The sequence below is a fragment of the Streptomyces sp. NPDC088252 genome (assembly GCF_044740965.1).
Taxonomy (GTDB): domain Bacteria; phylum Actinomycetota; class Actinomycetes; order Streptomycetales; family Streptomycetaceae; genus Streptomyces.
The window spans coordinates 169,110-184,386 of record NZ_JBIURS010000015.1; the positions used below are offsets into that span (position 1 = coordinate 169,110).

At 70.1% G+C, this 15,277-nt stretch carries 10 protein-coding genes; 1 reads left to right on the forward strand and 9 read right to left on the reverse strand.

Features of this window, described 5'->3' with window-relative positions:
* Positions 1-27 precede the first annotated feature (27 nt).
* From ACIOHC_RS28100 to ACIOHC_RS28140, 9 genes are all read right to left on the reverse strand, one after another.
* On the reverse strand, positions 28-2,637 hold the full coding sequence (locus tag ACIOHC_RS28100; protein WP_365693709.1) for a SpoIIE family protein phosphatase: 2,610 nt from the start codon (positions 2,635-2,637) through the stop codon (positions 28-30).
* A 257-nt stretch (positions 2,638-2,894) separates the two neighbouring features.
* A complete protein-coding gene (locus tag ACIOHC_RS28105; protein WP_351080770.1) occupies positions 2,895-4,271 on the reverse strand; it encodes a hypothetical protein in 1,377 nt (458 codons plus the stop codon).
* 73 nt (positions 4,272-4,344) lie between these two features.
* On the reverse strand, positions 4,345-5,763 hold the full coding sequence (locus ACIOHC_RS28110) for a GH1 family beta-glucosidase (protein WP_351080772.1): 1,419 nt from the start codon (positions 5,761-5,763) through the stop codon (positions 4,345-4,347).
* A 102-nt stretch (positions 5,764-5,865) separates the two neighbouring features.
* Positions 5,866-6,882, reverse strand: coding sequence for an ABC transporter ATP-binding protein (locus ACIOHC_RS28115; protein WP_351080774.1), 1,017 nt, complete (start codon positions 6,880-6,882; stop codon positions 5,866-5,868).
* The gene (locus tag ACIOHC_RS28120; protein WP_351080775.1) at positions 6,879-7,877 is read right to left on the reverse strand and encodes an ABC transporter permease; all 999 of its coding nucleotides are present in this window, start codon (positions 7,875-7,877) and stop codon (positions 6,879-6,881) included. The genes ACIOHC_RS28115 and ACIOHC_RS28120 overlap by 4 nt, the downstream gene beginning before the upstream one ends.
* A 3-nt stretch (positions 7,878-7,880) precedes the next feature.
* Positions 7,881-8,861 (reverse strand): ABC transporter permease, encoded by a 981-nt coding sequence (locus ACIOHC_RS28125; protein WP_351080777.1) that lies wholly within the window; start codon positions 8,859-8,861, stop codon positions 7,881-7,883.
* Positions 8,858-10,000: an ABC transporter ATP-binding protein gene (locus ACIOHC_RS28130; RefSeq protein ID WP_401844424.1), complete on the reverse strand. Its 1,143-nt coding sequence runs from the start codon at positions 9,998-10,000 to the stop codon at positions 8,858-8,860. Before ACIOHC_RS28130 ends, ACIOHC_RS28125 begins: the two co-directional genes overlap by 4 nt.
* Positions 10,001-10,030: 30 nt before the next feature.
* Positions 10,031-11,704 (reverse strand): ABC transporter substrate-binding protein, encoded by a 1,674-nt coding sequence (locus tag ACIOHC_RS28135; protein ID WP_401844428.1) that lies wholly within the window; start codon positions 11,702-11,704, stop codon positions 10,031-10,033.
* 237 nt (positions 11,705-11,941) lie between these two features.
* Positions 11,942-12,916 (reverse strand): LacI family DNA-binding transcriptional regulator, encoded by a 975-nt coding sequence (locus tag ACIOHC_RS28140; protein ID WP_351080783.1) that lies wholly within the window; start codon positions 12,914-12,916, stop codon positions 11,942-11,944.
* 290 nt (positions 12,917-13,206) lie between these two features.
* Here ACIOHC_RS28140 and ACIOHC_RS28145 point away from each other — a divergent pair, with 290 nt between their 5' ends.
* The gene (locus ACIOHC_RS28145; protein ID WP_401844431.1) at positions 13,207-15,075 is read left to right on the forward strand and encodes a lectin; all 1,869 of its coding nucleotides are present in this window, start codon (positions 13,207-13,209) and stop codon (positions 15,073-15,075) included.
* Positions 15,076-15,277 lie beyond the last annotated feature (202 nt).

Genomic DNA, 15,277 nt, shown 5'->3' on the forward strand with positions numbered 1-15,277 from the left:
AACGCCCACGGCCTTCCGCAGCACGCTTCAGCCGTTCTTCCCGTTCCCCCCGTCCTCCTCCTCCGGTTCGCCGACCGTCTGCTCGGACCAGATCACCTTGCCCGTCTCGGTGTACCGCGTGCCCCAGCGTTCGGCGATCTGGGCGACGAGGAACAGGCCCCGGCCGCCCTCGTCCGTCGTCGCCGCGTAGCGCAGGTGCGGCGAGGTGTTGCTGGTGTCGGACACCTCGCAGATCAGGTTGCGGTCGTACAGGAGGCGGACTTCGATCGGTCCGCTGCCGTAGCGCACCGCGTTGGTGACCAGTTCGCTCAGGATCAGCTCGGTGGTGAACGCCTCCTCGTCCAGACCCCGCTCGGCGAGCCACTCGGCGACGTTCTTGCGGACTCCGGCCACGGCCGCCGGGTCGATGGCGACGTCCCACTGGGCGACCTGGTCGGGATCGAGCATGTGGGTACGTGCCACGAGGAGCGCGACATCGTCGGACGGCTGCTCGATCAGCATCGTGTCGAGCAGGTCGTCACAGGTCTCCTCCGGTGTCCGGTCACGACCGGCGAGGGTGGCGCGCAGCAGCTCCAGTCCGGCGTCGATGTCGCGGTCACGGGGTTCGATGAGACCGTCCGTGTACAGGACCAGCCGGCTCCCTTCGGGTACGTGGAACTCGGCCGCCTCGAAAGGCATGCCGCCGATGCCCAGAGGCAGGCCGGCCGGGACCTCGGGGAACTCGACGGTGCCGTCGGGGAGTACCAGCGCGGGAGCGGGATGGCCGGCTCGGGCCACCGAGCAGTTGCCGGAGACCGCGTCGTAGATGGCGTACAGACAGGTGGCGCCGGTGATCTCGGCACTGCTGCCGTCGGCGGTGGTTTCGCCCTGGTCGATCCGGCTGACCGCTTCGTCCAGATGTCCGAGGAGTTCGTCGGGCGCGAAATCCAGCGCGGAGAAGTTGTGGATGCTGGTGCGCAGCCGTCCCATGGTGGCCGCCGCGTGCAGCCCGTGCCCGACCACGTCGCCGACGACCAGGGCGACCCGGGCGCCGGACAGCGGGATCACGTCGAACCAGTCTCCGCCCACCTCGGCCCGCGCCGGCAGGTAGCGGTGGGCGATGTCGAGGGCGTTCTGCTCGGGCAGGTCGCTGGGCAGCAGGCTGCGCTGCAGTGTCACGGCCATCTCGTGTTCGCGTGTGTACCTGCGGGCGTTGTCCACGCTGACGGCCGCCCGCGCCACCAGTTCCTCGGCGAAGGACTGGTCGTCGTCGTCGAACGGCTCGGAATCACCCGCGCGCCAGAAGTTGGCCAGGCCCAGGATGACGCCGCGTGCGTGCAGCGGTACGGACAGCACCGAGTGGAAGCCGTAGTCGAGGATGTCGGCGGCCCGCTCGGGATCCCAGTAGCGCCAGCCGAGCTGGGTGATCACCTCGGGCCCCAGTCCGGTCTCCGCGCTGTTCACCCGCATGGCGCGGATCCTGGAGGGAACGAATCCGACCAGTCGGCCGACCGGGTACAGGGGCTGATCCGGGTCCGTGGCGGCGACGGCGGTACGGCGCATGTCCAGCGGGGTGTCGGACTGGGCGGTCGGTTCCTCCCCGGGTGACGCGGGATCGGCGAGGTCGACGGTGGTCACGTCGGCGAATCCGGGCGTCGCCACCTCCGCCAGCTCCTGGGCCGTCCGGGTCACATCGAGGGTGGTGCCGATGCGGGTACCGGCCTCGTAGAGCAGCAGCAGGCGTTCGTGGACGAGTTCCGCCCGGCCCGTGATCTTGCGCAGCTCGGTGGTGTCCCGCAGGGTGGCCACGGTGCCGGGCGGCCCGCCGCGCGCGTCCGTCGGTCTGAGGTTGACGGCCAGCAGGCGGTTGCCACTGCGCAATACCTCGTCCGTGACGGTCCGGCCGGAGGCGAGCAGTTCGGCGATGACGGGCTCCAGTCCGAGGTCCGTCACCGCCCGGCCCTCGGCGTCGGGAGGAAGGCCGAGCAGCCTGCGGGCCTCGTCGTTGGCGAGTGTCAGCCGGTGACCGGGCCCCATGATGAGGACGCCCTCGCGGACCGCGTGCAGCACCGCGTCGTGGTGCTCGTACATCCGGGTCATCTCCCGGGGCCCGAGCCCACGGGTCTGCCGCCGCAGCCGTCTGCTCACGAGTGCCGCACCGGCCGCGGTCGCCGCCAGGGCCGCCACCCCGGCACCGATGCTGAACGGGATGGACCGGTCGGCCACGCTGTTCACCGCCTGGTCGGTGATGCCCACCGACACCAGTCCGGCCACCGATCCGTCGGGCCTCGGCACGGGCACCACCGAGTTGATCGACGGCCCCCGGCTGCCTTTGAACGTCCGGGTGAAGCCGGGGCCGGTCAACGCTTCCTTCCAGGGGCCGACGAGGTGTTTCCCGATCAGCGCGGGGTCCGGATGGGTGTAGCGGATGCCCTGGGTGCTGGCCACGATGACGTAGTCCACAGGGGCGTCCTTGCGGACCTGCTCCGCGCGCGGCTGCAGGAGCGCGGTGGGGTCCTTGCTGTCCAGCGCCGCCGCGACGCCCGGCGAGTGGGCGAAGGTCTCGGCCACGCTCAGTGTGCGCATCCGGGCCTCTTGCAGGCTGTCGCGGCGGCCCTGCAGCACCAGCGCGACCGCGAAGCCGGTGATGAGCAGCATGACGAGCCCCAGCACGAAGCAGAAGACCTGGCCGGCCACGGTGCGCACGCTGAACAGCGCGAGAAGGTCGCGGCCCGGGGAGCGGTGAGTCGTCTCCTGGCGCGACGGCGCGGGGGTGGCTCGGCCCGAGCTCCCCCCATCGTGCCGATGTGAACTCCGGACGGAGCGTCGCAGCCTCGCCCGGAATCGGCCGATACCAGACATAACTTCAGGTCTAGCATGGATCGTCCCTGCCCGAGAGTTCGCCGATCAGCGGCTCAGAAGCCGCCTCCGTCGAAGCCGCCGCCCCCTCCGAGGTCGCCGCCGTCCCCGAAACCTCCGCCGTCGAAGCCCGACGGGTCGAAGTCGGCGCCGGAGAAGTCCCCGCCGCTCCAGTCGCCGCCGGAACCGAAGTCGCCGCCGCCGTACTCCGCGGCGTACGCGGGGGACGACAGCATCGAGCCGAGCAGCGTGCCGGCCAGCAGCCCGGGGAGCAGGCCCCCGCCGAAGTAGCCGCCCGCCCAGGGGCCGTACGCCGGGCCCGCCTCCCAGTACGGGCGGCGGCCGTCGCCCGTGTCGACGGTGCGGCTCAACGGCTCCGCGCCCTCGCGCAGCCGGATCTCGTCGGCCGCGCAGACCGGGACCTCGCGGCCCGTACCGCCGGACGGGGACCACCGGACGTCGGCGACCGAGGGCCCGTGGCGCGGGTCGAAGAAGCACGGGGGGCGGCGGGCGGGCAGCTCACCGCCCGTGCGGCGGGCCTCCAGGACGGCGAGGGAGTAGCGGCCTTCCTCCAGTGCCTGGGTGACCCCGCGCACGTCGGACGGGCGCCGGGCCCGGTCCATGCGGGATTTCGCGGTCTCGTAGGAGTCGAGCGCCCGCTCGTAGTCGGCGCGCATGGCGTCGTCGGCGCCCGCCTCGGCGGGATGGAAGTCGAGACGGTCCAGCGTTTCGCCGTACGCGGTGATGTCCTCGTCCACGACGACCCGGAGCTTGGCGAGTGCGGCCCGTTCGTCCTCCTCCTTGCGCCTGCGGTTGCGCCGGACGAGCGCGTAGGCCGTGCCGCCGCCGAGCACCAGGACGGCACCGACGGCGATCAGTCCGGCGGTGGACGACGATCCCCTCCCCGCGGCCGACGATCCGCCCCAGGAGGCGGGGGCGCTGCCCCGGGCCTGTTCGACGGCGCGGTCGACGAAGGCGTTGAGCTGGGTCGCGGCGTCGGTGTCCGTGCCGGGCGTCTTCACGGCGGCGGTGAGGTTCTGGACCGCTCGGGTGGTCATGACCCGGGGGTCGGCGCCCGCGTTGAACCCGTTGCCGAGACGGACCGCGTAGACACCGGTGATGCCGGTGTCGGTGCGCAGGGTCGGCAGCACGGTCTGCGCGGGGAACGCCGCCGTCCGCGGCAGTACCGCGACGAACACGGGCTTGTCGGCGTCCTTGATCTTCCTCGTCAGGGCGGCGGCCTGGCTCGGGGAGAGCTGGTCGGCGGCGGCCGGGTCGACGTAGACCGGGCCCTTGCGCAGCGCCTGCGCGACATCGTTGACGGTCGATGCGCGGGCCGTCCCGGGCGCGGCGCTCGGTGCCATGGCGAGCACGGCCGCCGACAGGATCAGCAGCAGACCCGCCAGCAGCATCGGGAACAGCCTGTTCCGCATATCTCGAAGCTAACCCAGGTGGGTGACGGCTGCGCGGTCACCCACCCGGGCCGGCTCCCCGTGCGTCGGGCCGTTACGCGTCGCGGGTGAGTCGGATCGTGTCGCGGTACCACTCGGCGCTGTCCTTGAGCGTCCGCTCCTGTGTGCCGTAGTCGACGCGGACGATGCCGAACCGCTTGTCGTAGCCGTAGGACCACTCGAAGTTGTCCATCAGCGACCAGGCGAAGTAGCCCCGGACATCCGCTCCCGCTGCGCGGGCCGCGGCCACGGCGGCGATGTGATCGGCGAGGTAGGTGGTGCGGTCCGCGTCGTGGACCCGTCCGTCCTCGGCGACGACGTCGTCGAACGCGGCACCGTTCTCGGTGACGACCGTGGGGACCCCGTAGTCCTCCTCCAGGCGCACCAGCAGGTCGGTGAGGGCGGTGGGGGTGATCTCCCAGTCCATCGCGGTGCGCGGCAGGTCGCGCTCCACACCGCGGGTGACGGGCAGGCCGTCGGCGTCCACCGGGGAGCCCTCCTCCGTGACGCCGGAGAAGAGGGTGCCCCGGTAGAAATTGACGCCGAGGACGTCGATCGGGGTGGAGATGATCTCCAGGTCTCCCTCCTGGACCGGGAGCTCGGCGTTCCGCAGAGCGAGGTCGGCGACGACGTCCTCGGGATAGACGCCCTTGACGAGCGGGTCCAGGTAGAGGCGCCGGCCCATGCCGTCGGCGCGGCGGCAGGCCTCGGCGTCCTCGTGACTGTCGGTCTCGGGGGTGGCGGTGCCGAGGTTGAGCGTGATGCCCAGTTCGAGCTCGTTGCCGCGGGCGGCGGCCGTCTCCCGGAGGTTCTGCGCGGCGAGGCCGTGGCCGAGGAGCAGATGGTGGACGGCCCGGATCGCGTCGCCGAAGTTCTTCCGGCCCGGGGCCTGGTTGCCGTACGCGTAACCGAGCATGGCCGAGCACCAGGGCTCGTTCAGCGTCGTCCAGTGCGTGACCCGGTCACCGAGCGCGTCGTAGGCGAGCGCGGCGTACTCGGCGAACCGGTGGGCGGTGTCACGGGCCGGCCAGCCGCCCGCGTCCTCCAGTTCCTGCGGGAGGTCCCAGTGGTAGAGGGTGATCCACGGTGTGATGTCCCTGGACCGCAGCTCGTCGACGAGGCGCTTGTAGAAGTCCAGGCCCTTCGCGTTCGCCGGGCCGCGACCGCCCGGCTGGATGCGCGGCCAGGCGAGCGAGAAGCGGTACGTGTCGACGCCCAGGTCCGCGATCAGCCGCACGTCGTCGGGCATCCGGTGGTAGTGGTCGCAGGCCACATCGCCGTTCTCGCCGCGGACGACCATGCCCGGCACCCTGCAGTACGTGTCCCAGATGGACGGGGTGCGCCCGTCCTCGGCCGCGGCCCCCTCGATCTGGTAGGCGGCGGTAGCGACGCCCCAGCGGAAATCGGCAGGCAGGCCGGGAACGGCCTCGGCGGCGATCTCGCGCGCGTATCCCTGGGGGGTGACGATGTTCATGGGTCTCCTGTGGTGTGCGTGGGGTCGCTGGTGTCTTTCGTCGGGATCAGGCCGGATCACGGAGCGGACCCCGCGAGCCCGGCATGATCCGAACGAGAAGCCCTAGGAGCGGGGGGCCGCGGTGGCGGGGCCCGGCCGGTGGAGCCAGCAGGCCACCGCGCGCGAATCGTCCCCGTCGGGTGTGGCCAGAACCGGGACGTGGGTGGCGCAGGCGTCGAGCGCCTTCCCGCAGCGGGGGTGGAAGGCGCAGCCGGCGGGCATGGCGGTGAGGTGCGGCGGCGAGCCGGGTATACCGGTGAGTTCACGGCGCGGGCCGTGCAGCGCCGGGAAGGAGTGCAGCAGGCCGTCGCTGTAGGGGTGACGGGGGTCCCGGTAGATCGCGGAGGCACCGGCCTCCTCGACGATCCGGCCGCCGTACATGATCGCGATCCGGTCGGAGAACTCGATCAGCAGCGAGATGTCGTGGGTGATGAAGACGACCGAGAAGCCCAGCTCCTCGCGGAGCCGCACCAGTTGGCGCAGGATCTGGCGCTGCATGACGACGTCCAGGGCCGTCGTCGGCTCGTCCATGATGACGATCTCGGGCTCCAGCGCGAGAGCCATCGCGATCATCACGCGCTGGCGCATCCCGCCGGAGAGCTGGTGCGGGTAGGCGGAGAGCCGGTCGGCGGAGATGCCGACGAGTCCCAGCAGCTCCTTGGCGCGAGCGGTCCGTTCGGGCCGTTTCATCTCCGGGCGGTGTGCCTGGAGCACGTCGGTGAGCTGGCTGTGAACCGTGTGCACCGGGTTCAGCGAGTTCATCGCGCCCTGGAAGACGATCGACAGCTCCTGCCAGCGGAACGCCCGCAGTTCGGCGGCCGACAGGGTCAGCAGGTCGAGCGTCCCGCCGTCCCTCTTTCGGTAGTGGACCTCGCCGCCGGTGATCACCCCGGGCGGCGAGAGCAGCCGGGTGACGGCGTACGCGAGTGTGGACTTGCCGGACCCGGACTCGCCCGCCAGGCCCAGGACTTCACCCCGGTGCAGGGTGAGGTCGATGTCGCGCAGCGCGTGCACGGCGTCGTCCCCGGTCCCGTAGTCCACGTTCAGGCCGCTGATGGTGAGGACGGGCTCGCTGCTCATGAGCGGGGCTCCTTGTCATGCTTGCCGCGCGCCGCGGCATCGTGCGTGCCGCGCGCCACGGGGGTGAAGCCGACCCGCATCCGGACCTTCCGGGATGCGCCGGTCTCCGTACGCAGGCGCGGGTTGACGAACTCGTCGATGCCGAAGTTGATCAGGGCGAGCGACATGCCGAGCAGGGCGATGCAGAGCCCGGCGGGGACGAACCACCACCACGCGCCCTGGGCCAGGGCCTGGTTGGACTGCGCCCAGAACAGGACGGTCCCCCAGTTCCAGTTGGAGATGTCGGCCACGCCGATGAAGGCGAGGGTGATCTCGGAGAGGATCGCGAAGATGACCGTGCCCACGAAGCCGGAGGCGATGACGGCCGTCAGGTTCGGCAGGACCTCGAAGAAGATGATCCGCCAGGTGGACTCGCCGGTGGCGCGGGCCGCCTCGACGTAGTCCCGGCGGCGCAGCGACAGCGTCTGGGCGCGCAGCACCCGTGCTCCCCACGCCCATGAGGTGAAGGCGATGACGGTGGCGATGAGCAGGTCGCCCGTGTCCGAGACGAAGCTGGCGATGATGATGATCAGCGGCAGTCCGGGGATGACCAGGAAGACGTTGGAGAGCACCGAGAGCAGTTCGTCGGCCGTGCCGCCGAGGAAGCCGGCGCTGACCCCGACCAGTACGGACAGGATCGTCGCGAAGATCCCGGCGACGAAGCCGACGACGAGGACGCCCCGGGTGCCGACGAGGATCTGGGAGAGCACGTCCTGACCGGTCTGCGTGGTGCCGAACCAGTGCGCGCCGGAGGGCGGTTGGAGCAGTTCGTTGCTCATGGTGTCCGGGTCGTACGGTGCGATCCACGGCCCGATGACCGCGATCACGACGAAGAACGACAGGATGCCGAGGCCGATGACGGTCTTGCGGCCGCGCAGGAAACGCAGACGGCGCCTGCTGGGGGCCGGGGCCTCGGTCGCGTCGATCACGGCGGCCTCGGCAGCGGTGACGGCCATGTCCTAGGCCTCCCTTCTGGTACGGGGGTCGAGGACCATGTAGAGCACGTCGGCGAGGAGGTTCGCCGCGAGGACGGAGAGCGTGATGATCAGGAAGACGCCCTGCATCAGGGGGTAGTCCTTGGCGCCCACGCCCTGGAAGAGCTGGTAGCCGATGCCGGGGTAGGAGAAGACCATCTCCACCAGCAGCGTGCCGCCGACGATGAAGCCCAGCGACAGGGCGAAGCCGGAGATGTTGGGGAGGATCGCGTTGCGTGCGGCGTACCCGAACATCACCCGGCGCTCGGAGAGCCCCTTGGCCTGGGCGACCATGACGTAGTCCTCGGAGGAGACCGTCACCATCATGTTCCGCATGCCGAGGATCCAGCCGGCCATGGCACTGAGCACGATGGTGAGGCCGGGCAGCGCCGCGTGGTAGAGCGCGCTGGAGACGAACGGCCAGTCGAAGGCGGGCACGAGCGAACTGTCGTAGCCTCCCGCGGCCGGGAAGAGCGGCCACTTCACGGCGAACAGCGCGATGGCGATGAGCCCCAGCCAGAAGTACGGGATGGCCGAGATGAAAGTGGTGACGGGCAGCAGGCTGTCCATCCAGGAGCCGCGCCGCCAGCCGGTGAAGACCCCGATGCCGGTGCCGAGCACGAAGCTGATCAGGGTGGTGACTCCGACGAGCGCGAGCGTCCACGGCAGCGACTGGGCGATCACCTCGCTGACCGGTGTCGGGAAGAAGGTGAAGGAGAGCCCGAGGTCGCCGTCGAGCAGATGCGACCAGTAGTCGGTGTACTGCTGCCAGAGCGACTGCTGCTTGTCGAGGCCGAAGAGCGCCTTGAGCGAGTTGACGGCGTTGGTGTCGAGCTGGCCCTGGAAACGGGAGATGAGCGCCTGGACGGGGTCGCCGGGCATCAGGCGCGGGATCAGGAAGTTGATGGTGATCGCGGCCCAGGCGGTGACCAGGTAGAAGGCGAGCCGCTGCAGCAGGTACTTCATTTCGCGGTCTCCTTCCGGTGGGTGCCGCCGTCGTCGGTGCGGTGGGTGTCGTCGCCGCCGGCTCGGTGGGTGCCGCCGTCGTCGGTGCGGTGGGTGTCGTCGCCTGCCGGGTGGGCGTCACGGCCGTCCGCGTACAGCCAGCAGGCCGCCCACTGGCCGTCCGCGAGGTCGAAGCGCGGCGGCGGTTCGGTACGGCAGCGCTCCATCGCCTTGGGACAGCGGGGGTGGAAGCGGCAGCCGGCGGGCGGGGCGATGAGCGAGGGCGGTTCGCCGCTTCCGGTCTCCTCCTGCTCCGCCTCGGCGACCACCCGGTCCGGGTCGGGCGCCGAGGCGGTGAGGAGCTGGGTGTAGGGATGGGCGGGGCGCTGGGTGACGGTCTCGCTGTCACCGCCCTCGACGATCCGGCCCGCGTACATGACCAGCGTGGTGTCCGCGAAATAGCGGGCCGAGGCGATGTCGTGGGTGATGTAGAGGATCGCGAGGTGCAGCCGGTCCTTGAGGTCCTTGAGCAGATTGAGCACCCCGAGCCGGATCGAGACGTCCAGCATCGATACGGGCTCGTCGGCGAGCAGGACCTGGGGATCGGCGCCGAGCGCGCGGGCGATGGCCACGCGCTGGCGCTGTCCCCCCGACAGCTCGTGCGGGAACTTGTCCAGGTACTGGTGCGCAGGGGTCAGCTGGACACGGTTCAGCAGAGCGGTCAGACGCTGTTCCAGCTCCTCCTCACCGTTGCCCGCCCGCCCGTGGATCCTCAGCGCGCGGGTGAGGTGGTAGCGCACGGTGTGCACCGGGTTCAGCGAGGCGAACGGGTCCTGGAAGATGAGCTGGACCCGGCGTACGTACGCGCGGAAGGACCGGCCGCGTCCGGCCTTCACCGCCGTGCCGTCCAGCCGGATCTCGCCCCCGGAGAGCGGATACAGCTGGGCGAGCAGCCTGGCGACGGTGGACTTCCCGGAGCCCGACTCCCCCACCAGCGCCGTGACGGTGCCACGCCGCAGTCGCAGCGAGATGTCGTCGACGGCGTGGACGGTGCGGCGCCTGCCCGTGACGAGATCGCGTCCGGTGCGCCGTACGGGGAAGTGTTTGGTGACTCCGCGTGCTTCGAGCACGACGTGGTTCTTCGTGGGCTGTTCTTTCATGGCCGGTCCCTGTGTCCCGTATCCCTGGCTCTACTTGGCGGGCTTGAGCTTCAGCACGATCTGCAGCGCGGACGGCTGGGTGTGCTGCGGCGGGGCGTACGGGTCGGCCTCGGTGGGCCAGCCCACCCAGTTCTTCGTGGAGTACTCGGCTCCGATGGGGGCGGCGGCCGTCGGGATCATCGGAGCCTGCTCGACCATGATCTTCTGCAGGGTGTTCATGGCGGTGGTACGGGCGGAGTCCTCGGTGGCGTTGGCGAAGTCCTTGAGCGCCTTGGTGGCCTCGTCGTTCTTGAAGCGGCCGAAGTTGCCGAGCTGGGACGCCTTGCCCACGGGCTGGAGCAACGCGCCGTCCATGATGTTCTGGTACATGTCGTACGGGGTGGCGCCGCTGTTGGTCCAGTGCAGGGTGGCGTCGAAGTTCCCGTTGGCCACGTCCGCGCCCCAGGCCTCCGCGGTCTGCGTCTTGACCTTGGCCTCGATGCCGAGCTGCTTGATGTTGTCCTTGATGATCGCCAGCCCGGTGATGTAGTCGTTCCAGCCGGCCGGGTCGGTGAAGGTGAGCCGCACCGGCTTGCCGCTCGGGTCCTTCAGCACCCCGCCGCTGAGCTCGAACCCTGCGTCGCTGAGGATCTTCTTGGCCCCGGCCACGTCCGGTGCGGTGGTGGCGCTCTTGTACTCGGGCGCGAGGAAGGACTCACCGGCGGGCAGCGGGATGCCGGTCGGGTTGGTGATCTCCGGGTAGAGCGTCGCCTCGGCCTGGGTGTAGATCGCCTTGCGGTCGACGACCATGGCCATGGCCTTGCGCAGCGCCGGGTTGTCGAACGGCTTGCGGGCGGTGTTGAACCACAGTCCGTGGATGCCGAGCCCGGACGGGAACCACAGCTTGTGGTTCTTGGGGTCCTTGCCGATGAACAGCTGCTTGTAGTTGGGCATGAAGACGAACGACCACTCGACCTTGCCGCTCGCCAGCGCCGTGGTCGCCGCGCTGTTGTCGTTGTACGCGGTGTAGCGAAGCTCCTTCACCTTGGTCGCGCCCTTCCAGTACGTGGGCGTGGCGGTCAGCGTGGTGGTCTGCGGGGTGAAGGTCTTGAGCTTGTACGGGCCCGAGCCGACCGGCGTGCGGTTGGGCCAGGTCTCCGGGTTCTTGACGCCTTCCCAGATGTGCTTGGGCACGATGAACTGCTGGATGATCTTGTTCTGGTTGACGTACTGGGATTCCTTGAATGTCAGGACGACCGTCTTGCCCTGCACCTCGACCCCGTCGAACGGGATGCCGTTGCCGTTGAGTGCCGGGTGCGTCTTCAGGAGGTCGAAGGTGTACGCGACGTCGTCGGCGGTCAGCGGCTTGCCGTCGGCCCACTTGGCCTTGGGATCGAGGGAGAAGGTGACCTTGGTGAAGTTGGACTCCCACTTCCAGTCGGTCGCCAGCCAGGGGGCGGCCTTGTCCGCGGGCCGGATCTGGTTCGTCATCGCCAGCGGCTCGTAGATCATGAAGCGGTAGCCGAGCGTCGCACCCGCCGAGGTGCTCAGGAACGGGTTGCTGTTGTTGGTCTGCGGTCCGTCCGGCTTGCCCAGGGTCAGCACGCCGGAGGCACCGCCCCCTTTGTTGGCACCGGAGTTGGCGGACGAGCAACCGGCGGCGAGCGCGACCACGGCGGTAGCGAGTGAGAGCGCTCTCAGCGTGGCGTGACGTCGTGCGGACATGGCGACTCCATGAGGGACTGCGGGTCTGGGAGATCCGGGTGATGGGCAGCGCTCGGCGCGCCGGGTACAGGCGGTACGGGGCGGTGCGGGTGGTGCCGGTGGTGCAGACAGTGCAGGTGGTACAGGCAGTGCCGGTGACGCGGACGGTGCGGACAGCGCCGGTGGTGCAGGTGGAGACGGACGGCGCGCGGGGAGCTTGCGGAAGGGCGGGCAGGCGGCCGGGGTCCCGGCCGCCCGCTACGGCGCCGAGCGGCGCACGACCAGTTCGGTGGGCAGCACGACCGGCGCGTCGGGCGCGCTCGTGCCACCGAGGCGGGAGAGCAGCATCCGCGCCGCCGTCTCACCCATCTGCCGGGTGGGCTGGCGCACGGTGGTCAGCGGTGGTTCGGTGTGCTCGGCCATCGGGATGTCGTCGAAGCCGACCACGGCGATGTCGTCCGGCACGGACCGCCCGGCCGCACGCAACGCCCGCAGCACGCCCGCCGCGCTGATGTCGTTGTGGGCGAAGACCGAGTCGAACTCGACTCCGCAGGACAGGAGTTGTTCCACGGCCAGTCGGCCGCAGCGTTCGGTGAAATCCCCGTGGACGACGAGTTCGGTGGGCAGGACCGTACGGAATCCGTCCAGCCGGTCGCGTACGCAGCCGAAGTTCTGGGGCCCGGTGACGACCAGGGGTCTGGTGCGTCCGGCGGCCCGCAGATGACGGGCCGCACAAGCGCCTCCTTCGTGGTTGGTGGTCACGACGGAGGGGAATTCGGGGTGGTGGCCGCGGTCGTCGATCAGCACGATCGGCAGACCACCCCGGTGCAGCGCGGTGAGATGGTCGAGGGTGTTCTCGGGTTCGACGACGACGAGCCCGTCGAAGGCGCGCGCCGACACCTGGCTGGTGAAGCGCTCCACGGACTCGGCACCACGGTTGCAGGTGAAGAGCAGCAGCCCGTAGTCGGCGGCCTCCACGGTGTCGACGACGCCCTGGAGCACCTCACCCATCCACGGCCAGGTGAGCGAGGGCACCAGCATGCCGACCGTACGGCTGCTGCCGCGGGCCAGTCCGACGGCACCCGAACTGGGCACATAGCCGAGCTGCTCGATCACTTCCCGAACGCGGGCGGCCGTCGAACCGTCCACTTCACCCTTGGTGTTGATGACTCTCGACACGGTCGTCTTGCTGACGCCGGCCTCACGGGCGACATCGGCGATGGTGACACGCATCGAGGGCCTCCGGGACAGGACATGACGGGGCAGGGCAGGAGCGCTGGAACCGGTACCGCAACCGGTTCCGGAACCGGTACCGGCGTTGCGGCGTGAGTTAACCCCGCCGGAACAGTGCCGTCAACACTTCACACCGACATTGGTCCGTACCGATCTCCCGTGCAGGCGGGACGAGCTGTGTGTTCAGGTTCTGAACGCACACCCTCTTGACGCGGCCATCCAGGAGCATTTCACTCTCGCCTCGATCGACGGCTACTCCCCCACACCTCTGCCGAGGAAGGCAACAGCCCATGATCCGATCAGGAAGAGCCGCCCGAGCCCTGCTCGCCGCCGCGCTCGCGACGGCCGGTCTCACCGGACTCGCCTCCGGTACGGCCCAGGCCGCCGGTGAGACCGTGAACATCACTCTGACCAGCACCGACGATTCCGGTGGCCGTCATGTCACGCGCGGCCTCGAAGCCCAGGCCCCGGTCTCGTTCGTCGCCGGGAACGGCGGCAGCGGCACGAACATCACGGTCGACGAGAACACCCGCTACCAGACCTTCACCGGCGGCGGCGCCTCCTTCACGGACACGGCCGCGTACCTGATGAAGAGCAGCGGGGCGCTCACCCAGGCGACCCGCGACGCCACGATGAAGAAGCTGTTCTCCCCCACCGAAGGCATCGGACTGTCCTTCGTACGCAATCCCATGGGCGGCTCGGACCTGGCGAGGTACGGCTACACCTACGACGACGTACCGTCCGGCCAGAGCGATCCCACGCTCGCCAAGTTCTCGATCGCACACGATCTGGAGGACGTTCTCCCGCTCACCGCACAAGCCAGGCAGCTCAACCCGGCGCTGACGACGGTGGCCTCGCCATGGACGGCCCCGGCCTGGATGAAGGACAGCGGCCAGCTGAACGGAGGCTGGCTGAAGGCCGAGAACTACGGCACCTACGCCGACTACTTCGTCAAGTACCTCCAGGCCTACCGCGACCGGGGCGTCCCGGTCGACTACGTCACCGCGCAGAACGAGCCGACCTGCTGCTCGGGCTATCCGTCGATGAGCTGGAACGGTTCGGGCCTCGCGTACTTCACCAAGAACGAACTGCTGCCGAAGCTCCGGTCGGCGGGGCTGGCAACCAAGGTCCTGGCCCACGACTGGAACTGGGACACCTACGACGCGTACGCGGCGGCCACCGTGGACGACCCGGCGGTACGCAGCCACCCCAACTTCGGCGGGGTCGCCTGGCACGGCTACGGCGGTGACATCGCCAAGCAGACCGCGGTGCACGACCAGTACCCGTCGATGGACGCCTTCCAGACCGAGCACTCCGGCGGCACCTGGATCGCCGACCAGCAGCGCGAGGACATGCTCAACATCATCGATTACACCCGCAACTGGGCGAAGTCGGTGACCAAGTGGTCCCTCGCCGTGGACCAGAACCGCGGCCCGCACAACGGCGGCTGCGGCACCTGCGACGGCCTGATCACCGTGCACGACGGGGACGGCAGGAGCGGTCAGGTCGACTACAACATCGAGTACTACACGATGGGCCACCTGACGAAATTCGTCCGCCCCGGCGCCGCCCGGATCGCCTCCACGGCGAACTCGACCGTGCCCAATGTCGCGTGGCGCAACCCGGACGGCTCCAAGGCGCTGATCGCCTACAACGGCTCCGCCTCGGCGCAGCAGATCACGGTCGACTGGGGCGGCCAGAAGTTCGGCTACTCGCTGCCGGCCCGCACCTCGGCGACCTTCACCTGGTCGGGTACGCAGTCGGGCTCCGGTGGCACCTCGGGCGTCTTCTCCGGCGCGGCGGGCAAGTGCCTCGACGCGGCGGGCGGCAGCGGCGCGGACGGCACGGCCGTCCAGCTCTGGGACTGCAACGGGACGGCCGCCCAGCGCTGGACGGTCGCGGCGGACGGCTCGATCCGGGCGCTGGGCGCCTGCCTGGACGTGACCTCCGGCTCGACGGCGGACGGAGCGAAGGTCCAGCTGTACACCTGCAACGGGTCGGGGGCGCAGCGCTGGAGGTACGACGCGTCCACAGGCGACATCGTCAACACGGCCGCGGACAAGTGCCTCGACATCACCGACCGGTCGACGGCGAACGGGGCCCGTGCCCAGATCTGGACATGCACGGGGGCGGCCAACCAGAAGTGGCGCCTGCAGTAGGACCGGGTCGGGGGGGGGGGGCGGGCCCCGGGCCCGCCCCCCCCCCCCCCCCCCCCCCCCCCCCACACCCCCCCCCCCCCCCCCCCCCCCCCCCCCCCCCCCCCGACAAACGGAAGCCCGAGAAGATGCGCCGGTCCCGCAGTGACATAAAGCAGGTCGGCTGCCTCTTTGGCGAGAGGCGCCCGGTTCTGCTCTGTCGGAT

Excerpts from the sequence above, each read along its gene's own strand:
- ACIOHC_RS28120 (WP_351080775.1), bottom strand. The coding sequence starts at position 7,877 with ATGGCCGTCACCGCTGCCGAGGCCGCCGTGATCGACGCGACCGAGGCC.
- ACIOHC_RS28145 (WP_401844431.1), top strand. The coding sequence starts at position 13,207 with ATGATCCGATCAGGAAGAGCCGCCCGAGCCCTGCTCGCCGCCGCGCTC.
- ACIOHC_RS28140 (WP_351080783.1), bottom strand. The coding sequence starts at position 12,916 with ATGCGTGTCACCATCGCCGATGTCGCCCGTGAGGCCGGCGTCAGCAAG.
- ACIOHC_RS28110 (WP_351080772.1), bottom strand. The coding sequence starts at position 5,763 with ATGAACATCGTCACCCCCCAGGGATACGCGCGCGAGATCGCCGCCGAG.
- ACIOHC_RS28105 (WP_351080770.1), bottom strand. The coding sequence starts at position 4,271 with ATGCGGAACAGGCTGTTCCCGATGCTGCTGGCGGGTCTGCTGCTGATC.
- ACIOHC_RS28135 (WP_401844428.1), bottom strand. The coding sequence starts at position 11,704 with ATGTCCGCACGACGTCACGCCACGCTGAGAGCGCTCTCACTCGCTACC.
- ACIOHC_RS28130 (WP_401844424.1), bottom strand. The coding sequence starts at position 10,000 with ATGAAAGAACAGCCCACGAAGAACCACGTCGTGCTCGAAGCACGCGGA.
- ACIOHC_RS28125 (WP_351080777.1), bottom strand. The coding sequence starts at position 8,861 with ATGAAGTACCTGCTGCAGCGGCTCGCCTTCTACCTGGTCACCGCCTGG.
- ACIOHC_RS28115 (WP_351080774.1), bottom strand. The coding sequence starts at position 6,882 with ATGAGCAGCGAGCCCGTCCTCACCATCAGCGGCCTGAACGTGGACTAC.
- ACIOHC_RS28100 (WP_365693709.1), bottom strand. The coding sequence starts at position 2,637 with ATGCTGCTCATCACCGGCTTCGCGGTCGCGCTGGTGCTGCAGGGCCGC.